This is a genomic window from Leifsonia sp. GW821-FHT13C09 (assembly GCF_058806435.1).
In genome coordinates, this window is record NZ_JBXAPS010000004.1 from 71044 (window position 1) to 88292 (window position 17249).

The 17249-nt window shown below is 71.8% G+C and carries 20 protein-coding genes and 1 pseudogene; 12 read left to right on the forward strand and 9 right to left on the reverse strand.

The window, feature by feature from the left end:
- The first annotated feature begins 96 nt into the window (after nucleotides 1-96).
- Complete coding sequence (locus tag AC1ROW_RS14035) at nucleotides 97-549, forward strand: hypothetical protein (RefSeq protein ID WP_493019532.1); 453 nt, start codon at nucleotides 97-99, stop codon at nucleotides 547-549.
- Here AC1ROW_RS14035 and AC1ROW_RS14040 read toward each other — a convergent pair whose 3' ends face one another.
- Nucleotides 550-1245 (reverse strand): hypothetical protein, encoded by a 696-nt coding sequence (locus AC1ROW_RS14040; RefSeq protein ID WP_493019533.1) that lies wholly within the window; start codon nucleotides 1243-1245, stop codon nucleotides 550-552.
- 156 nt (nucleotides 1246-1401) lie between these two features.
- Here AC1ROW_RS14040 and AC1ROW_RS14045 point away from each other — a divergent pair, with 156 nt between their 5' ends.
- The gene (locus tag AC1ROW_RS14045) at nucleotides 1402-2070 is read left to right on the forward strand and encodes a hypothetical protein (protein WP_493019534.1); all 669 of its coding nucleotides are present in this window, start codon (nucleotides 1402-1404) and stop codon (nucleotides 2068-2070) included.
- Nucleotides 2071-2080: 10 nt separating this feature from the next.
- Entirely contained in the window at nucleotides 2081-2290 is a 210-nt protein-coding gene (locus AC1ROW_RS14050) for a hypothetical protein (RefSeq protein WP_493019535.1), read from the forward strand.
- Between the two features lie 65 nt (nucleotides 2291-2355).
- Here the strand turns inward: AC1ROW_RS14050 and AC1ROW_RS14055 are convergent, their stop codons facing one another.
- The 6 genes from AC1ROW_RS14055 to AC1ROW_RS14080 all read right to left on the reverse strand — a co-directional run bounded on the left by AC1ROW_RS14055 (nucleotide 2356) and on the right by AC1ROW_RS14080 (nucleotide 7411).
- Nucleotides 2356-3987 (reverse strand): glucoamylase family protein, encoded by a 1632-nt coding sequence (locus tag AC1ROW_RS14055; protein WP_493019536.1) that lies wholly within the window; start codon nucleotides 3985-3987, stop codon nucleotides 2356-2358.
- Nucleotides 3988-4132: 145 nt separating this feature from the next.
- Nucleotides 4133-5134, reverse strand: coding sequence for an AraC family transcriptional regulator (locus tag AC1ROW_RS14060; RefSeq protein WP_493019537.1), 1002 nt, complete (start codon nucleotides 5132-5134; stop codon nucleotides 4133-4135).
- Between the two features lie 66 nt (nucleotides 5135-5200).
- Nucleotides 5201-5752, reverse strand: coding sequence for an RNA polymerase sigma factor (locus tag AC1ROW_RS14065; protein ID WP_493019538.1), 552 nt, complete (start codon nucleotides 5750-5752; stop codon nucleotides 5201-5203).
- A 200-nt stretch (nucleotides 5753-5952) separates the two neighbouring features.
- Complete coding sequence (locus AC1ROW_RS14070) at nucleotides 5953-6438, reverse strand: MarR family winged helix-turn-helix transcriptional regulator (protein WP_493019539.1); 486 nt, start codon at nucleotides 6436-6438, stop codon at nucleotides 5953-5955.
- A 10-nt stretch (nucleotides 6439-6448) separates the two neighbouring features.
- The gene (locus AC1ROW_RS14075; RefSeq protein WP_493019540.1) at nucleotides 6449-7015 is read right to left on the reverse strand and encodes a MarR family winged helix-turn-helix transcriptional regulator; all 567 of its coding nucleotides are present in this window, start codon (nucleotides 7013-7015) and stop codon (nucleotides 6449-6451) included.
- A gap of 42 nt (nucleotides 7016-7057) precedes the next feature.
- The gene (locus tag AC1ROW_RS14080) at nucleotides 7058-7411 is read right to left on the reverse strand and encodes a DUF7882 family protein (RefSeq protein WP_493019541.1); all 354 of its coding nucleotides are present in this window, start codon (nucleotides 7409-7411) and stop codon (nucleotides 7058-7060) included.
- Nucleotides 7412-7628: 217 nt separating this feature from the next.
- Here AC1ROW_RS14080 and AC1ROW_RS14085 point away from each other — a divergent pair, with 217 nt between their 5' ends.
- From AC1ROW_RS14085 to AC1ROW_RS14095, 3 genes are read left to right on the forward strand one after another with little or no spacing between them, the layout of a single operon-like run.
- On the forward strand, nucleotides 7629-7949 hold the full coding sequence (locus AC1ROW_RS14085) for a hypothetical protein (protein WP_493019542.1): 321 nt from the start codon (nucleotides 7629-7631) through the stop codon (nucleotides 7947-7949).
- Nucleotides 7946-8173, forward strand: coding sequence for a hypothetical protein (locus tag AC1ROW_RS14090; protein ID WP_493019543.1), 228 nt, complete (start codon nucleotides 7946-7948; stop codon nucleotides 8171-8173). Before AC1ROW_RS14085 ends, AC1ROW_RS14090 begins: the two co-directional genes overlap by 4 nt.
- A gap of 9 nt (nucleotides 8174-8182) precedes the next feature.
- Nucleotides 8183-9004 carry a DUF1206 domain-containing protein gene (locus tag AC1ROW_RS14095; protein ID WP_493019544.1) on the forward strand — a complete coding sequence of 274 codons (822 nt, stop codon included), beginning with the start codon at nucleotides 8183-8185 and terminating at the stop codon, nucleotides 9002-9004.
- A gap of 60 nt (nucleotides 9005-9064) precedes the next feature.
- On the opposite strand, the gene AC1ROW_RS14100 is transcribed toward AC1ROW_RS14095, so the two are convergent.
- A complete protein-coding gene (locus tag AC1ROW_RS14100; protein ID WP_493019545.1) occupies nucleotides 9065-10087 on the reverse strand; it encodes a LacI family DNA-binding transcriptional regulator in 1023 nt (340 codons plus the stop codon).
- 100 nt (nucleotides 10088-10187) lie between these two features.
- On the opposite strand from AC1ROW_RS14100, the gene uriH reads away from it, so the two are divergent.
- From uriH to AC1ROW_RS14115, 3 genes and pseudogenes are all read left to right on the forward strand, one after another.
- Nucleotides 10188-11189 carry a uridine-preferring nucleoside hydrolase UriH gene (uriH, locus tag AC1ROW_RS14105; protein WP_493019546.1) on the forward strand — a complete coding sequence of 334 codons (1002 nt, stop codon included), beginning with the start codon at nucleotides 10188-10190 and terminating at the stop codon, nucleotides 11187-11189.
- Nucleotides 11186-12622 (forward strand): uridine transporter UriT, encoded by a 1437-nt coding sequence (gene uriT, locus AC1ROW_RS14110; protein ID WP_493019547.1) that lies wholly within the window; start codon nucleotides 11186-11188, stop codon nucleotides 12620-12622. Before uriH ends, uriT begins: the two co-directional genes overlap by 4 nt.
- Nucleotides 12619-13494: pseudogene (locus tag AC1ROW_RS14115) on the forward strand (ribokinase); the annotation flags it as partial. The gene uriT and the pseudogene AC1ROW_RS14115, both read left to right, overlap by 4 nt.
- A 91-nt stretch (nucleotides 13495-13585) precedes the next feature.
- Here AC1ROW_RS14115 and AC1ROW_RS14120 read toward each other — a convergent pair.
- Nucleotides 13586-14206 (reverse strand): trimeric intracellular cation channel family protein, encoded by a 621-nt coding sequence (locus tag AC1ROW_RS14120; protein WP_493019548.1) that lies wholly within the window; start codon nucleotides 14204-14206, stop codon nucleotides 13586-13588.
- Nucleotides 14207-14454: 248 nt separating this feature from the next.
- Between AC1ROW_RS14120 and AC1ROW_RS14125 the strand changes: the two genes are divergently transcribed.
- From AC1ROW_RS14125 to AC1ROW_RS14135, 3 genes are all read left to right on the forward strand, one after another.
- Nucleotides 14455-15432 (forward strand): ribokinase, encoded by a 978-nt coding sequence (locus AC1ROW_RS14125; protein ID WP_493019549.1) that lies wholly within the window; start codon nucleotides 14455-14457, stop codon nucleotides 15430-15432.
- Nucleotides 15429-16445 carry a LacI family DNA-binding transcriptional regulator gene (locus AC1ROW_RS14130; RefSeq protein ID WP_493019550.1) on the forward strand — a complete coding sequence of 339 codons (1017 nt, stop codon included), beginning with the start codon at nucleotides 15429-15431 and terminating at the stop codon, nucleotides 16443-16445. The genes AC1ROW_RS14125 and AC1ROW_RS14130 overlap by 4 nt, the downstream gene beginning before the upstream one ends.
- Nucleotides 16446-16579: 134 nt before the next feature.
- The gene (locus AC1ROW_RS14135) at nucleotides 16580-17248 is read left to right on the forward strand and encodes a hypothetical protein (RefSeq protein WP_493019551.1); all 669 of its coding nucleotides are present in this window, start codon (nucleotides 16580-16582) and stop codon (nucleotides 17246-17248) included.
- Nucleotide 17249 lies beyond the last annotated feature (1 nt).

The following is a 17249-nucleotide window of genomic DNA, read 5'->3' on the forward strand; positions in this document are numbered from 1 at the left end:
AGTAGCCGCACCTACTCCACCGGCCGGATGACGCCGACCCGTCGCCCGGCGAGGATGGGCCCGAACGTTGCGATCCGTCGAGTGAAAGGGACCCCCATGTCCGTCGCGCGCACCTTGCCCGCTTCTCCAGCACGCGTCGCCCGCCGCTCCCGCGAGGCCTTGAGTGCCCTCGCCGTGCAGTTCCTGCTCGGGATGGCGGCGAACCTCATCGGGAGCCCGGAGGAGAACGTCGGCGCCGCCCGCGTGGTCGCCGGTGTCGTCCTCGGCCTGCACGCTCTCGTGGGCATCGGGCTGATCGTCGTCTCGGTGCGGGCCTGGCTGACCGCCCGTCGCGAGGACATCGCTCCGCGCGCCGCGCTGTGGGCGTTCGTCGTGATCATCCTGACGTTCCTCGCCGGCATCGGGACGCTGTTCACCGGCAGCGGCTGGCTGTCGTTCCTGATGTCCGTCGGGTTCGTGGCCGCTGCCGTGCTGTATGTGGTCGTGGGCGCGAGCGCGCTGCTCCGTGCCGGCGCCGTCGCGACGGCACGGAGCGCGCGCGTCGACTGACTACCGCTGGTCCTGGGCGCCCTCGCCGTGCGCGCCGCTGGCGAACAGCAGACCCTTCGGCGTGACCGTGGTGAGGCCGGGGATCGGGGTCAGCGAGGCATCGGTCAGGCTGAGCCGGGCGAGGGAGGTCGGCCCGCTGTCCGGGGTGACGGTGGAGACGGCCTCGCCGGGCGTGAACGGACCCGTGATCTCGTCGACGGTGTCGTGCGCCGGGTCGGTGGCCCACAGGGTGCGGTGCGACGCGGTCGCGAAGGCCGTGTCGTCGACCGGCTGGGCGACCGACAGCACCTGGACGCCGTGGGCGGCCGCGTCGTGGCGGGCGGACGGGTTCAGGAACACCAGCTGCTGGTCGCCCTGCGCGTCGAGCAGGAACGAACCCCCGAAGCGGGCGCTGGAGCGCTGGACGATCGTGTTGGAGTCCGGGTCCGTGAGGGCGAGCTGGACCTGCTGGCCCGCGGTGGACGCGTTGGCGCTGGTCGCGACTCTGTTGTCGAAGAGCACGGGGGTGAGCACGGCGTCGGAGCCCTGCAGAGCGACCCGGTACGCCGCCGGGCCGTTGGGGACGCTCGGGTTGGAGGCGCTCACGATGATGGAGCCGTGCGAGACCGAGATGGCGTCCGTGCCGCCGCCGTGGGTGAGGCCCTGGTAGGTGTACCGGGTCGCGGCCGAGGGCCCGGGCCCCCATCGGGTGAACACCTGGGAAACGCGGCTGAAGAAGCTCAGAGACTCGCCAGGGAGGCGCCGATCACGACGACGCCCAACGGTTGCCACCCGATTGTGGCTCCGCTATCGTGTGTAATCTCAGGTGCTATGCCTGAGATTTCACACTTTCAACGACGAGAGAGGCCTTCCATGAAGCTCACGAAAACCGCAACGGGTCTGGCGGCTTTGGCAACCGCGAGTGCGCTCGCCCTGCTCCCCGTCGTGCCGGTGCAGGCCGCCGAGCCAACGCGAAGCACGATGAGCGCGCTCCTCGACGACGGCGGGATGACGCTGTCCGAAGGCGCAGATTCGCACCTGACCTCCGCGCAAGCGGCAGAGCTGGCTGAGCTCGACAACGACCTTCCGGCCATCGAGAGGGCGACTGCTGGTGGCGCGTTCGACTACACCACGGCGCTGGCGCTCGGCGTAGACGAGCGCGTCGCCACAGAGTGGGCGCGGGGCGTCATCCTCGCCGGCGGCCGGGTGGTCGGCGCGCCGGCCGCGGCTATGACCGGCCTTCCTCCGCAGCAGGCGCGAGCCGCCTGCCGAGGATCCAACAGCATGTGGAGCGACTGGCTGGGGTGGCACGCCAAGCTCGACTCCTGCAACACGAAGAAGGTGATCGACGCGCTGCGTGCTGGTGTGGGTGCGACCACGGTCGCCTCGATCATCGTCACGGCCGCAGGCGGCCCCATCGGGGCGGTGTCAGCCATCATGCCCGCAATGCTGACGTGGAGTGCCGCCTCGATCGAGGCCTGCTCCCGGAATGGCACAGGCGTCGAGGTCGCCTTCTCCGGCTTCATCTGCTGGGCGCAGTAGCGGCCCCGACATGAAGTCGCTGGAACGAGTGATCGGCTTCGCGACCGGTGCTATCGCCGGCGCCGTCGTCGCCCTGCTCATCGTCGGTCTCAGCCTCGGCAGGCCGCTCTACGGCTCGAGTGGGGTCAACCTGCTCGGGGGCGTCGGCATCGGTCTCGCGCTGGTGTGGTGGTGGGTCCGCTCGCGTGTCGATGGGTCATCCGGCCCGCGGAGCCGCTGACCCCGCGCAAGAATGCGCCCCCGGTGCCTCGCACTCGGGGGCGCATTCTTACGCTCGTCGCCTGCCTACTTCAACGTCATCGTCTCCATCCCCAGGTACGTCTTCGCCGCCCACGACGCGGGGTCGTCCGCGAAGTGCCGGCGGAGGGCGCCGTCCCGCAGGGCGTTGTCGATCGACATCATGATCATCGACTGGTCCAGCACCAGGCGGCGGTGGCCGATCTGGCCGGTCGCCGGGTTGACCGCGTCGTAGAAGCCGCCGTCGGGGGTATAGATGCCCGGGTAGAGCGTGCGCAGCTTCTGGATGTTGGCGAAGGCGTCCTGCGGCAGGACGCCGAGCGTCGTGAACGACGCGTGCGGTGTGACGACGTCCTCCGTCGAGCAGCCCGGGCACTGGGCGAGCGCCTGGCCGGCGGGGAACTTCTGGCCGGTGGCGCCGTAGATGCCGTAGCCGCCGGTGTCGTCGGCGGTGCTCGACGGCGACATCCCCCAGACCGGGTAGCCGAGGGTCTGCGTTGCGTACTTCTCCTGGACCTGCGCGGTCTTCACGTCGGCCAGCCCGAAGCCGTTCGGCCCCCAGATGGTCTCGGGGACGATCTCGTTGGCGAGCATCGCCTCGAACATTCCGCCGCCCCAGGTCGGCAGGAACGTCATCGCGGTGCCGGGGTAGGTGTAGTGGCCCTCCCAGACGTTGAAGACCTTGCCGCTCTGCGGGTCGGTGTACTTCTGCCAGTCACCGCCGACCGGCCACTGGCCCTGCCAGGAGAAGTCGGGATCCGTGGGGCACTGCTTCGGCGGGAGGGTGCGCCAGGTTCGCCACCAGACGTCGCCGGGCATCTGGTGGAGGCCCATCCCGATGTACATCGCGATGCGCGGGTCGCTGTAGAGCGCGCCGTTGTGGTAACCGGCCGGCCCCTGGTCGGCGTAGTAGCCGCCGTACATCTGGCCGGTGGGCTGGTTGCCCGCGATGGCCGGGTTCGTGTTGCACGCGGTCTGCGCCCGATTGTCGTAGAAGATCGAGAAATCCATCGGCGCGATCAGCGCGTCGATCTGCTTCCGCAGCTCGGGGAGCGCCTGGCGTGCGACCAGCAGGCCGGACGCGTACCAGCCGTTGTCGACCGCCGAGAGGAACGAGCAGTTGTCCTGCTTCGGCGTGGTCTCGGTGGAGCAGTCGGCGGCGCCCGGGTTCAGGATGGTGTGGCCGTTGGTGGTGTCGTACCACTGGAACAGGAAGCCGTGCGAGCGCTTCAGCGTGGCCACGGTGTCCAGGGTGGACGAGATCAGCGCGCGCTCCTGGGGGCGCTTGACGATGCCGAGGTCGCCGGCGGAGACCACGGCCTCCAGGTAGGTGCCGATGTTCGCGGCGGAGGTGTACTGGCCCCTCGTGGTCCCCGGACCGAGGTTGTCGAGCGGGAGGTGGGTGACGGGGTCGGTGTCGTTCTGGAAGAAGTTCCAGGTGTCCTCGGCGACCTGGAGCAGGCTCGCCCTCTGGGCGTCGGTGAGCGGCGGCTGGGCGCTCATGCCCTGCATGCCGTGGGCGTTCTGGCCTGGGGCGTTCTGGCCTTGTTCGCCCGGCGCGCCGGTGGCGAAAGCCGTCTGAGCCGTCGCGAGGGAGGCGACGGCCAAGACGGCTGCTGCGCCGGCCCGCACGATCGCGGTGGTGCGGCGTGAACGCCGCGGCGGATGGGGTCTGGTCATGGGACGGTCTCCGTTTCGTGTCTTCGTCGACAACTGCTCGCGCGGGAACGCACTCCCGCAGAGCGATCACCTCGCGTACCGTATGCGCATACATTCGATCGCGCAAGACCCGGGAAGCAGCAGTCGGAGACCGTGGCTCAGCCGCTCACGCCCCCGCGCGCAGGGTCTGCGACGGCAGCACCCCGAAGGTCGCGCGGTAGCGGCTCGCGAAGCGGCCCAGGTTGAAGAATCCCCAGTCCGCCGCGACCTGCGAGACCGATGTGGTCTCCGGGCGGCCGACGGCCAGATCGCGGTGGGCGCCGTCCAGGCGCGCCCGCGCGAGATAGGCGCCGGGACTGGTGCCCAGGTGGTCGCGGAATCCGCGGGTGAGTGTGCGGACGCTCGCCCCGGCCGCCGCTGCGATGTCGGGCACGGTGATCGGCAGGTGGGCGTTCTCGTCGATGAAGGCCGCGGCGCGGCGGACCGTCGCGGGCGGCGCCGGCCGGGACGGTGACTCCAGCGCCTCCCGGTACTGGTGGTCGGTCGCCAGCAGCAGCCCCGTCATCAGCGCGCTCGTGAGCTGCGTCGAGAACAGCGTGTTGCCGGCCAGGCCGCTCGGACCGTCGAGCGCGCCGAGCAGCACCCGGGCGAGGCGCATCCACTCGGCTCCGCGGCCGGTGCGGATGTCCAGGAGGTACGGGAACCGGATCTCCTCCACCGCGTCGACGCCGAGCATGCGGCAGAGCTCGCCCTCCAGCACGGCCCGGTCGAACCGCACGTGCGCGAGCCGGTCGCCGGGAGACTGCCAGCCGTCGACCTCGAGCGCGTCGATGGGCCCGTAGACCGAGGCGACGTCGGGCGTGGCCGTGAATCCGTGCGATCCGACCTGCTGGTCGAGCGGCCCGCGGGCCGGGACGCTCACCCCGTACGAGCCCTCGAGATCACGGAATCCGATCCTCACCCGGGTGCCGAAGCCCACCAGGCCGAGCGAGACCGGCCCGACACGGGTGCCGACGACGCGGCATTCGAAGTCCAAGCCGCGGCCGGTCGGGCGGATGGCTCCGCCGTAGAACATCTGCGACCCGACGTTGCGCGCCTCGTCCACGTCGCCGGTCGCGAAGGACGACACCCGGCCGTCCGCGAGCGTCCTCTCCGGTGTCGGCTCCATGGGAAGAAGTATGCGCTTCCCCATTGCGGACGGCACGGACGCGAAGAGCTCCGGACGGTATCGCACTCAGGCGGCGAGCTGCGCGTCCCAGGCCCGGCGCAGGCCCTCGCGCGCCCGGTAGGTCAGCGCGGCCGCCGCGTTCGGCGAGATCCCGAGGACTCCGGCAACCTCCGACGAGGTGAGCTGCTCGACCTCGCTGTACCAGAGCGCGTTGCGCCACCGCTCCGGGAGCGCGCCGAGGACGGCGGCGACCCTGGACCGCTCCCAGACGACGTCCTGATGCTCCTCGGTCCACGACTCGTCGCGGAACTCGCCCGGATCCTCGACGGCGATCTCGTGCCGGGCCGTCCCCCAGCCGGCGGCCGCGTTGCGAATCGTCGTGTAGAGGTAGGCGCGGAAGCCGCGCACCGGTCCGTTGCCGTTCCGGAGCGCCCGGTAGATCCGGGCGAACGCCTCCGACACGAGGTCGTCGGGGTCGAAGGCGGAGGTCACCGAGGCCGCGAACCGGCGGCCGGCGCCGGAGTGGCGACGCCAGAGCTCGGCGAACGCCGCGTTGTCGCCGGCTCGGCTGCGGGCGACGAGGTCGTCGTCGATGGTGGTGTCTGCGTGCGGGCGCATGACGGTTCCTTCCGGGGGAGGCCGCGCACGACGCCGGGCCGCCCCGACGATGCGGGAGAGCGCCGCCTGCCGGTGCGGAGGGTCCGGATCGGGTGCCCGAGGGGGGCTCCGCGGGCCGGGCGGCTGTGGGATGGAAAGAACCTATTTCCGGCACCGGGCGCCCGAAAGCCGATCCGGGACACGGTGTCGGCCGGATTCGGTCAGTCGGCCGAGGCCCGCTCGCCCTGCTCCGCGATCACCGTGAGCTGAGCCAGGAACGCCATGACCGTCGCCGACGCCCGCGGGTCGAGCCCGGACGCGACGGCGAGCATCCGGCGGTGCATCGCGGTCAGGGTGTGCCTGACCTCCTCGTCCGCCCCCGGCGTGGCGCGGATCGTGAGGCTGCGGCGGTCCTGCGGGTGCGGGTGTCGGGTGACGTGGCCGGACGCGGTCAGCCGGTCGAGCATCGCGGTCACCGATGACGACTTGATGTTCAGGTGCGCACCGAGCTCGACGGGGGTCGCGTGGCGTCCCTCCGCCTCGGCCTTCAGGAGGAACCGCAGAGCTTTCAGGTCGGCCTCGCCCATGCGCATGGACTCGCGCGTGCGGCGGCGCATCGCCTGCTCGGCGGTGCGGTAGTCGCGCAGCGAGGAGATGACGCGGACGGCGTGCGGGGGCGCCGCGTCGTACCAGGGCGCCTCGCTCATCGGGACGATCTTAGTGCGATGGTGCCTTCGCCGCCGCCTTGGCTGTGCGCCGCCTCGTGGTCGTGTCCGCGGCGCGGGGTGTGTCGAGCTGGTCGACCGCCTCGCGGAGGCGGTCGATGAAGTCCACGATGGTCTCCGCGTCCTCCGGCGTCAGGCCGGACGCCACTGCGACCAGCTCCTCACGGACGTCGCCGAGGATGGCGCGCTGCAGCTGGTCGGTCGGCACCGTCGGCTCGATGATCAGCGCACGCCGGTCGAACGGGCTCGGGACGCGCCGGATGTGGCCGCCCTTCTCGAGACGGTCGAGGAGGACGGTGACGGACGAACTCTGGATGCCCAGATACTCGGCGAGCTCGCGCGGCCCGACCGTCGTGCCGTGTTCGTGCGCGCGAAGCAGGTAGCGCAGTGCGGAGATGTCGTTCTCGTTCAGCCGCAGGGCCTTCTCGGAGCGGCGCTGCATGGCGCTGTCGGCCGCGCCGTAGGCGCGCAGGTGCTCGAGGACCTCGATCGCGCGCTCGCGGTCCGTCTCGGCGCTGTACCAGTAGTGGGGCGCCGGACTCCTGCTGTCCGTCGTCATGGAACAGATGATAGACCATCTACAAGCTAGAGAAGCTAGAGACTAGCTGACTGCGACACTCCGCACGTTGGAGCGGTCGCGGCGGTCGCGGTATTCGCCCAGGTCGGTGGGCTCCTCGGTCACGAGCAGCCCGCTGGTGCGTCCGGCCATCTCGATCATGCTGTTGAGCCACGCCCCGTTCAGGCCGCCGAGGTCGGCGCGCTCGAACTCATAGCGGATCGGGATCGCGTTGTCGATCCACAGCGACTTGCGCACCGGGAGGCCCGGTTCTTCGCGCTTCCAGCTCAGCAGGAAGGGCTCGCGCCGCCGCAGCTTGGTGGTGATGGCCGCCTGCAGGTGGGCCAGCGTCCGGTCCTCGAAGGCGATCCTCTCGCCGTCGTAGATCAGTGTCCCCATTGCGCTTTCCCTCCGCTTGTCGAACGTGCGGGATGAGCCTAGCGGATCGCTAGCGTGTCTAGCTACACGAGTTTCTAGATGCTCGATCACCATGCCACTAGCAGGTCGAAGTCCTCGAATCAACCCCCCGGGCAAAACTTGTCGAGACCCCCGATTAGCTAGAAACTCTAGTTACTTCATCGATCTCCACAGCAGTGTCCGGCCCGAAGGGAAAGTCATGACGATCGCGGTTAAGGCAGCACGACCGCTTCCGCAGCGCACCGAGACCCGGGTGCGCCGCAGCCCCCGCATGGCCGCAGCGCCCGCCCAGAGCGAGCACCTCGCGTGGCGCCAGCCGGTGGAGGGACTCTGGGTCGCCGAGACTCCGTCCGCCTACCTCGGAATGATCGAGCAGACGAACGACGGGTTCGTCGCGTCGGCCGGCGACGGACGCTCGCTCGGCTCCTTCGCCGTTCTCGCCGAGGCCAAGATCGCGGTCTACGCGGTCTGGTTCCGGCCGCAGAAGACGGGACTCTTCGGTTGGCTGCGCCGGGCATGACCGACGACACCGAGGAGGTCGTGACCGACTGGAGCGAACTCCTCCCGAAACGCGCCTACGTCCTGCGCTCGCCGGCGGGCGACGACCTGCTCTCCACCTACGGCGGCCCGGGCGAGCGGGAAGGCTCTGCGGTGTTCTTCGCGCACTCCCCGGAGGGCGACGGCGAACTCGCCCTCGCGCCCGGGGATGGCTGGACCGTGCTCCGCAGCATCGAAGAGGACTAGGTTCACGCCATGAGCACCGCAGCGGAGGGCAAGGCGCAGCTCCGGAAGGCCGCGCGCACGGCAGGCGACAGCAAGCTGCTCGAGATCCCGGCGCGCGCCGGATTCGTGGCCAGCGGCCTGATCCAGGTCCTGCTGGGCGGTCTGGCCATCCAGCTCGGCGCGGCGCACGCCGGGGAGGCCGACCAGACCGGAGCCCTCGGCGAGGTGAGCAAGATCCCGGGCGGGTTCATCGTCCTCTGGATCGCCGCCGTCGGACTCTTCGCCCTCGCCCTCTGGCTGCTGACCGAGGCGGTGCTGGTGAGAGCCGGGTCGACCGCGGACCGCTGGATCGCGCGCGGCGAGTACGTCGCGAAGGCTGTCGCCTACGCCGCCCTTGGCTTCACGGCGGTCGCCTTCGCCCAGGGGCATCCCACGCACGCCAGCACCACGACACGCCAGGTCAGCGCAGGAATCCTCGCGTCACCGGCAGGTCAGGTCGGGCTGGGAGTGCTCGGCCTGGTGACCGGCGCGGTCGGCGGGTACTTCGTCGTCAAGGGGATCCGCCGCAAATTCCGTGAGGACGTCCACGTGCCGAGCGGCGCCGCCGGGCACGTGATCGTCGTCCTCGGCGTGGTGGGCTACATCGCGAAGGGTGTCGTGGTCGTCCTCGCGGGGGTCGCCTTCATCGTCGCGGCGATCAGTGCGCAGCCGGCGACCGCGACGGGACTTGCGGGCGGCCTGGCCGCGTTGCAGCAGCTGCCGTTCGGCGGCATCGTGATCGTCGTGGTGGGGCTCGGGCTCATCGCCTCCGGCGTGTACAACATCGCCCGAGCGTGGCTGGCGCGATTCTGAGCCGCCGTTCCTGACGTACGCGCTCGGCACGCCGCACGTCCCTCGACGCGACGTGGACCCTCAGCCGGTCGAGGCACGCACCACGAGCTCAGCTGGGAGCTCCTGGGTCTCCGGTGCGTCGCCGCCGTCGATCAGCGAGACCAGGAGGCGGGCGGCGACCGAGCCGAGCAGGTCGCCCGGCAGCGCGACGCTGGTCAGGGCAGGGGCCGTGACGGAGGAGGCGGGGAGGTCGTCGAATCCGGCGACCGCGAGGTCCTCCGGGACCCGCAGGCCCGCCCGCGCGCACGCTGCGAGCACGCCGTGCGCAAGGGTGTCGGAAGCCGCGATCACGGCAGTGGCGCCGGCGGCTCGCCAGGCCGGCAGGGCCGCCTGGGTCGCGGCCATCGCCTCGGCGATGTCCGGCCGGCTGCGGACGTGCGGCGTCGTGAGCAGCTTCATCCCGCGCCGCCCGGCCTCCGCCTCCAGCAGCGTGCGGCGCAGGTCGTAGGTCGCGGCCGGGGTCGAGCCGTCGAGGTAGCCGATGACGGTGTGGCCGCGCTCGGCGAGGTGCGCGATCAGCGCGCGCACCCCGGACGCGAGGTCGTAGTTGACGGTCGGCGCGCGGTCCTCCAGCCCGGGCGCGTCCAGCAGCACCAGCGGGACTCCCGCGGGCGCGTCGTCCAGGAACGCCGCCGTCGGAGCCGACACGAGCAGCCCGGCCGGGCGCAGCGCGGCGAGGCGGCGCACGTCGGCGACAGACGGCTGCTCGCCGGTCGGCGAGGCGAACAGCAGCAGCTGGAAGCGCGAGCCGAAGGCCTCCTGCACGGCGTTGATCACGCGACCGAAGAACGGGTTCGGGAGGTCGGGGGCGAGCAGGACGACGACGTCGCTCGTGCCGCGGGCCAGCGCGCTCGCGGTGCTGTCGACCACATAGCCGAGTTCGCGTACAGCGGCGCGCACGCGCTCCGCGTTCTCGTCGGAGATCCGGCCGCGATGCTTGCCGTTGACGACGAGGGAGACGGCGGCGATGCTCGTGCCCGCGCGCTCCGCGACCATCGCCGCAGTCACCCGCTTGCGCGGCGGGGGAGGGGGCGGCGTCGACACCCGCCCATGATACCGAGGGCCGGTCCGTTTGCGCGTCAAGCGCTTTAGGCTTATCGTGTCAAACGTTTTACGTTCCTCGAAGAAGCGGAGGCTCCACCCCATGGAGAAGATCATCCTCGACTGCGATCCCGGTCACGACGACGCGATCGCGCTCATGCTCGCCCACGGAAACCCGGAGATCGAGCTGCTCGCCGTGACGACCGTGGCGGGCAACCAGACCCTCGACAAGGTCACCCGCAACGCGCTGTCCGTCGCGCGCGTCGCCGGCATCGCCGGCGTCCCGTTCGCGGCCGGCGCCGACCGTCCGCTGGTGCGCCCGATCGAGGTCGCGCCGTCCATCCACGGCGAGTCCGGCCTCGACGGTCCCGTCCTTCCCGAGCCGCTGATCGAGCTCGACGGCCGGCATGCGGTCGACCTCATCGTGGAGACCGTGATGGCGCACGAGCCCGGCACCGTCACGCTTGTCCCGACCGGTGCCCTGACCAACATCGCGCTGGCCGTGCGCCGCGAGCCGCGGATCGTCGAGCGGGTCAAGCAGGTCGTCCTCATGGGCGGCGGCGTGCACGTCGGCAACTGGAGCCCGGTCGCGGAGTTCAACATCGTGATCGACCCGGAGGCGGCGGACATCGTCTTCAGCGCGGGCTGGAAGGTCGTGATGGTCGGTCTCGACCTGACGCACCAGGCCCTCGCGACCCCGGAGGTGCGCGCGAGCATCGCCGCGGTCGGCACGGCTCCGGCCCGCTTCGTCGGCGAGCTGCTCGACTTCTTCGGGCACACCTACTCGGAGGCGCAGGGCTTCGCCAGCCCGCCCGTCCACGACCCGTGCGCCGTCGCGTACGTGATCGATCCCACGATCGTGCGCGCCGAGCGCATGCCGATCGCGATCGAGACGCAGGGACGCCTGACCACGGGGATGACCGTGGCCGACCGGCGCGGTCCGGCGCCCGACGACTGCGCGACCTGGGCGGCGCTCGAGCTGGACCGCGAGCGGTTCTGGGGCCTCGTCGTCGACGCCCTCGAGCGCATCGGCGACCCGGAGGCCGGGGCCGCCACAGCGACCGCCGCCACCGCCGCCACCGCCGCGAAGGGAGCCGTCGCATGACCGCCCCCGTCGCCACCTCCGCCCCGACCGGTCGCCCGGTCCGCATAGCCGCCCTCACCGCGGCCCTGCTCGCGGCGTGCGTCGCGTTCCAGCTCAACGCGAGCATGCTCAGCCCGGTCCTCGTGACGATGGCACGCGAGCTGCACAGCGACGACGCCACCATCGGCCTGTCCCAGACCCTGTTCTTCACGGTCGCCGCCGTCTTCTCGCTGTTCCTCCCGCGCCTCAGCGATATCGCCGGCCGCAAGCGCGTCCTGCTCGGGATGCTCGTGGTGATGTTCGCCGGAAGCGTCGTCGCCGCGCTCGCCGTGAACGTGGAGATGCTCTTCATCGGCCGCATCATCCAGGGCGTCGCCGGTCCGGTCGTCCCGATCTGCCTGCTCATGCTGCGCTCCGAGATCTCCGACCCGCGCCGCTACGGCGCCGCGATGGGCCTGCTCACCGCCGTCAACGGCGGCATCGCCGGCATCGACGCGATCGCCGGCGGCTGGCTTGCGACGGCCTTCGGCTTCCGGGCGGTCTTCTGGGTGATCGCGGGAGTCACCGTCGTGGCCGTGGTCATGCTCGCCGCCTGGGGCGTGGAGTCCCGGCCGTCCGCCGGGGTGCGGATGGACTGGTGGGGCGTGCTGCCGCTCGCCCTCTCGCTCGCGGCGCTGCTGACCGGTCTCAACGAGGCCGGCAAGCTCGCCGCCGCGAACTGGCCGCTCGTGATCGGGGCGCTGCTGGTCGCCGTGCTCGCCTTCGCCGCCTTCTGGGCGATCGAGAACCGCCGCAGCGAGCCGCTCATCCCGACCCCGTTGCTGAAGCCCCGCTCCACCTGGGCGCTCCTGCTCACCACCCTGCTGACGATGACCGGCGTGTTCGCCGTCGTCAACGGCCTGGTCACCTCCATCGCCCAGAACCCGGACGCCGGGTTCGGGATGGCTCCGGACCTCGCGTCGCTCGCCTTCCTCACCCCGTACGCGCTGGTCGGCTGGGTGGTCGGCCCGCTCGCCGGACGCCTCGCGCCGACGCTCGGCTACCGCCGCATCCTCCGGATCGGCCTGGCCGGCAGCGTGATCGGCACGCTGATCATGGCGTTCGTGGGCGTGCACTCCCTCCCGGTGCTGATCGCCGCCACCGTGCTGCTCGGCATCACCTACGCGGGCATCGCGAACATCATGCTGAACGGCCTCGGGATCGTGCTCTCCCCGGCTGCGAACCCCGGCTTCCTGCCGGGCCTCAACGCGGGCGCCTTCAACCTCGGCGCCGGGCTCAGCTTCGCGCTGCTGCCGGCGATCCAGATCGCGACGGGGGCGACGGGACACTCCACGACCGGATACTCTGCGGGGATGATCCTCGGTGCTGTCATCACGGCCGCGGCGCTCGCCGTCTCGTTCCTCATCCCGCGTCCCGTCTCGGCCGAGGTGGCCGCCCCGGAGGCCGCACGGTGAGCACGGGCCGGATCGTCGTCGTCGGGTCGCTCAACGCCGACCTGGTCGTGCGCACCGAGCGGTTCCCACGGGCCGGCGAGACCGTCGCCGGCGGTGACCTGCTGGTCGGCGCCGGCGGCAAGGGGGCCAACCAGGCCGTCGCCGCCGGCCGGATCGGCGGCGACGTCGCGCTGGTCGGCGCGGTCGGGGACGACGCGCACGGCGAGCTGCTGCGCTCGGCCGTGGCCGCCGCCGGTGTGGACACCTCCCACGTGGTCGTCCGGGACGGCGTCGCGACCGGCACCGCTCTCATCACCGTGGACGCCCACGGCGAGAACACGATCGTGGTCTCCGCCGGCGCCAACGGCTCGCTCGCGCCGGACGACCTTCCGGACGACGTCTTCGACGGGGTGGCCGTGCTCGGCCTGTGCCTGGAGGTGCCGTCCGCGACCGTGCGCGCCGCCGCCGAGCGTGCCCACGCGGCCGGCGCGACCGTCGTGCTCAACCCGTCGCCGTTCGGCGAGACCGCGCGCGGCCTCGTCCCGGTCGCCAACGTCCTGCTCGTCAACGAAGGGGAGGCGGAGGCGCTCCTCGGCCTCGCGGAGGGCGCCGTCGCGTCCGACCCGGCCGCCGTGCGCGACGGGTTCGCCGCGCTCGGGATCGCGCGCGCGGTCGTCACCCGCGGAGCGGACGGCTGCCTGATCGTGGACGGCGACGCGGCCCCGGCGCGCGTCGCCGCGGTGCGGGTCACGGCCGTCGACACGACGGGCGCGGGCGACGCCTTCATGGGCTCGCTGCTTTTCCGGCTGGCGGAGGGCGACGCGCTGGTGGACGCCGCGCGGTTCGCGGTCGGGGTGGGCGGCTACGCGGCCGCGCACCCCGGCGCCCAGGCGTCGTATCCGGACCCCCGGGCAACTCGCGTCCTTCCTGGCGGAGCGCAGCACCGCGGCCTGACCGGCGCGCCCCTACGACGAGAACTCAGGCTCAGACCGTGTGGCGCGACGCGGCGGCGAGGGGGACGTGCCAGCGGAACCGCAGCGACAGCATCCGGAACGCGAAGACCAGCGCCGCGACCGCGGCCTCGCTCCACGGGTTGTAGCCGCCCGCGCTCCAGACCACGACGATGATCGCCGCCCCGAGCATCGCCGGGACGGCGTAAAGGTCGTGCGGATCGAACAGCTGCGGGTCGCGGTTGGCGACGACGTCGCGGAGGAGCCCGCCACCCACCGCGGTGGTCACGCCCAGCACGGCCGCGGAGATGGGATTGGCTCCGTGGCCCAGGGCGATGACCGTGCCTGTGATGCAGAACAGCGCGAGGCCGCCGCCGTCGAAGACGAGCAGCGTCCGCGGGAATCGCGCGACGGCCCCGACCAGGAAGTAGACCAGCACGGCCGCGACGACCGGCGGGGCCAGATAGATCGGGTTCGCGAAGGCGTTCGGCGTGACGCCGAGGATGACGTCCCGGATCACGCCGCCGCCGAGACCGGTCAGCGAGCCGAGCAGCAGGGACCCGATCACGTCGAACCCGCGCCGGGCGGCCAGCAGGCTGCCGGAGATGGCGAAGAAGAACGTGCCGAGGAGGTCCAGCACGAGGGGCACCACCATGGGGCCACTCTCTCACGGAACAGGGCGCGCACGGCGGCGCACGGTGCGCGCCCGCGGCACTTCGCCGTTTCGGATGCGCTTCATCGATTCCCGGCATGAACCAGTGTTCGCCTCGTGAACCGCGCCCCGCGCCCCGAGTGGCCTCTGTTGACGGCACTCGCCCGGACGGTCTATGTTTGCGTATCAACACCGAGCTACGCGCGTAGACAATGCGCGTAGATCAGCCGCCTTGATGGAGAGGACACCCCGTGGAACGCTTCGACGACGAGCGCACGCTCACCGCCGCCCGCGTCGTGGTCCTCGGGTCCGCCAACATCGACTCGTACGTCTACCTCGAGCGCTTCCCGCAGCCCGGTGAGACCGTCTTCGGCACGGCCGGTCGCCGCGGCCTCGGCGGCAAAGGCGCGAACCAGGCCGTCGCAGCCGCTCTGATGGGCGCGGCGACGGGATTCCTCGGCCAGATCGGCGCCGACGACGGCGGCGCGTTCGTCCGCGACGCGCTCGCGAGCGCCGGTGTGGACACCTCCGGCCTCCGTGTCGCTCCCGACGCCGTCACCGGGAGCGCCCAGATCACCGTCGACGGAACCGGCGAGAACACCATCGTGGTCGTCTCGGGGGCGAACGCCGAGCTGGGACCCGACATCGTCATGTCGGCGGAGGCCGCCGCCCTGCTCGACGCGCCCGGCGCGATCGGGCTCGCGCAGGGCGAGCTGCGCCCGGCGACCGTCGAGGCGTTCGCCCGCGCGTGCGCCGCCCGCGGCCTGCGCTTCGTCCTCAATCTCGCGCCTGTGGTCGACATCGCGTCCGACGTCCTCCGGCTCGCCGATCCGCTGATCGTCAACGAGACCGAGGCGCTGGCCCTGCTCGGCCGCGGCGGCGACGCTGCGTCGTTCGGGGCCGCGGACGCGCTCGACGCCGCCCGGCGCCTGGCGGGGACCGTCGCGGAGTCCGTCGTCATCACCCTCGGCGCGGATGGCGCTGTGGCCGCGACGGGGGACCGTCAGTGGCATCAGCCGGCCCCGGCTCCGGCCGTCGTCGTGGACACGACCGGAGCCGGAGACGCCTTCGTCGGCGCGCTCACGGCCACCCTCGCCCGTGGCGCCGACCTGGAGACGGCCGTGAGCCGGGGCGCCGCCGCAGGCTCCGCTGCTGTGGCAGCGCTCGGTACCGTCGACTCCTACGACGCGCTCCGCGTGCTCGCACGGGACGAGGTGGTGGTCCCGTGAGCCCGCGTGCCGCCCGCGTCACCCGCGAGGACGTCGCCCGCGAGGCCGGGACCTCCACCGCGGTCGTCAGCTACGTGATCAACAACGGCCCGCGTCCCGTCTCCGCGGCCACCCGGCGCCGCGTGCTCGAAGCGATCGAGAAGGTCGGCTACGAGCCCGACACGATCGCGCAGGCCCTGGCCTCCGGGGTCACCGGCAGCTACGGCCTGATCGTCCCGGACATCTCCAACCCCTTCTTCGCCGCGCTCGCCCACGAGCTGGAGGACGCCACGTCCGAGGCGGGCCGCGTGGTGCTGCTCGGCGATTCCGCGGAGAGCAAGGCGCGCGAGACCGAGCTCCTCAAGACTTTCGCGCGCCGCCGCGTCGACGGGCTCCTGTTCGTCGGCGTCGACAACGCCCCCGACCTCGCCCCGTTCGCGGGCAACCAGGTCCCGGTGGTGGTGCTCGACCGCGTCGCCCCCAACCAGACAGCGTCGTCCGTGGCGGTCGACAACATCAGCGCAGCGCGCGACGTCACGCAGCACCTCCTGGAGCACGGCTACACCGACCTCGCGATCATTGCCGGGCCGCGGCACCTCTACACCGGCCAAGACCGGTACGAGGGCTGGCGGCAGGCGCTCGCCGCGGCCGGGATCGAGCCGGACGCGCGCTGGGTCGTCGAGGCGCCGTTCACGCGCCGCGGCGGTCTGGAGGCCGGCCGCGCCCTGCTCGCCACGACGGAGCGGCCGCGCGCGGTCTTCGCCTCCAACGAGCAGCAGGCGATCGGTCTGCTCGCGGCGGCGGCGGAACTCGGAGTCCGGGTCCCGGACGACCTGGCCGTGATCTCCTTCGACGGCACCGAGGCGTCCGACTACACGGTGCCGAAACTCTCCGGCGCCGTCCAGCCGCTCGCCGACATCGCCCGCGCCGCTGTCGCGATGCTCGCGGCGGCGACGGACGGCGCATCGCCCACCTCCCGGGTCGTGACGCACGAACTGCGCATCCGACCCTCCTGCGGCCCCCACAAGGACTGACACCGCACCCGACCCACCCGCACCACCGCACCACCTGTACTGCCGCATCACCGCACCACCTCTACCCCTCGAAGCACCGGCCCAGGCCGACCCCGGTCCGGTGCACGTCAACGACGACAACGAAAGGCATTCCCGTGTCGAACCCCAACCGCCTCGCCCGCTTCTTCGCCGGCTACGGCCGCCTGACCATCTTCCTGATCCCCATCGGCGTCGCCACGAACTTCATCGGCGGCCAGCTCGCGAACCTCCTCAAACTGCCCATCTACCTCGACAGCATCGGCACCATCCTGGTGGGCGCGCTGTGCGGCGGCCTTCCGGGAGCGGTCGTGGGCGCCGTCTCCAACGTGATCAACTCGATCACCAACCCCACGACGATGGCCTACGCCATCATCAGCGTGGTGCTCGGCATCCTCGCCGGGTGGTTCTCGCGGGCGGGCTGGTTCCTGAAGCTGTGGAAGGCGCTGCTGACGGTCATCCCGTTCTCCCTCGTCGGCGGCGCGGGCGGCGCGCTCATCACGATCTGGCTGTTCGGAGGCCTCACCCCGAGCGGCAACAGCGTCATCGTCGCCGCGCTGCACGCGGCCGGCCTCGACCTGAACACCGCGGTGTACCTCGCGGGCATCCCCTTCGACGTGCTCGACAAGCTCCTCACGGTCCTGGTCGTCTTCCTGATCCTCAAGCGCGTCCCCGAGCGCCTGCTCACGAAGCTGCCGCTCGGCTCGATCTACCGCAAGACCAAGAAGACCGCGGCCTCCGCCCCGACCGCCTACGAGACCGACGACGACCTGTCGCTGGGGCGCTGAC

Bases quoted from the DNA above. Each gene is read 5' to 3' on its own strand.
- AC1ROW_RS14090 (WP_493019543.1), top strand. From the start codon at position 7,946: ATGACCGACGACACCGAGGAGGTCGTGACCGACTGGAGCGAACTCCTC.
- uriT (WP_493019547.1), top strand. From the start codon at position 11,186: ATGACCGCCCCCGTCGCCACCTCCGCCCCGACCGGTCGCCCGGTCCGC.
- AC1ROW_RS14075 (WP_493019540.1), bottom strand. From the start codon at position 7,015: ATGACGACGGACAGCAGGAGTCCGGCGCCCCACTACTGGTACAGCGCC.
- AC1ROW_RS14065 (WP_493019538.1), bottom strand. From the start codon at position 5,752: ATGCGCCCGCACGCAGACACCACCATCGACGACGACCTCGTCGCCCGC.
- uriH (WP_493019546.1), top strand. From the start codon at position 10,188: ATGGAGAAGATCATCCTCGACTGCGATCCCGGTCACGACGACGCGATC.
- AC1ROW_RS14120 (WP_493019548.1), bottom strand. From the start codon at position 14,206: ATGGTGGTGCCCCTCGTGCTGGACCTCCTCGGCACGTTCTTCTTCGCC.
- AC1ROW_RS14055 (WP_493019536.1), bottom strand. From the start codon at position 3,987: ATGACCAGACCCCATCCGCCGCGGCGTTCACGCCGCACCACCGCGATC.
- AC1ROW_RS14050 (WP_493019535.1), top strand. From the start codon at position 2,081: ATGAAGTCGCTGGAACGAGTGATCGGCTTCGCGACCGGTGCTATCGCC.
- AC1ROW_RS14080 (WP_493019541.1), bottom strand. From the start codon at position 7,411: ATGGGGACACTGATCTACGACGGCGAGAGGATCGCCTTCGAGGACCGG.
- AC1ROW_RS14045 (WP_493019534.1), top strand. From the start codon at position 1,402: ATGAAGCTCACGAAAACCGCAACGGGTCTGGCGGCTTTGGCAACCGCG.
- AC1ROW_RS14095 (WP_493019544.1), top strand. From the start codon at position 8,183: ATGAGCACCGCAGCGGAGGGCAAGGCGCAGCTCCGGAAGGCCGCGCGC.
- AC1ROW_RS14060 (WP_493019537.1), bottom strand. From the start codon at position 5,134: ATGGAGCCGACACCGGAGAGGACGCTCGCGGACGGCCGGGTGTCGTCC.
- AC1ROW_RS14070 (WP_493019539.1), bottom strand. From the start codon at position 6,438: ATGAGCGAGGCGCCCTGGTACGACGCGGCGCCCCCGCACGCCGTCCGC.
- AC1ROW_RS14085 (WP_493019542.1), top strand. From the start codon at position 7,629: ATGACGATCGCGGTTAAGGCAGCACGACCGCTTCCGCAGCGCACCGAG.
- AC1ROW_RS14035 (WP_493019532.1), top strand. From the start codon at position 97: ATGTCCGTCGCGCGCACCTTGCCCGCTTCTCCAGCACGCGTCGCCCGC.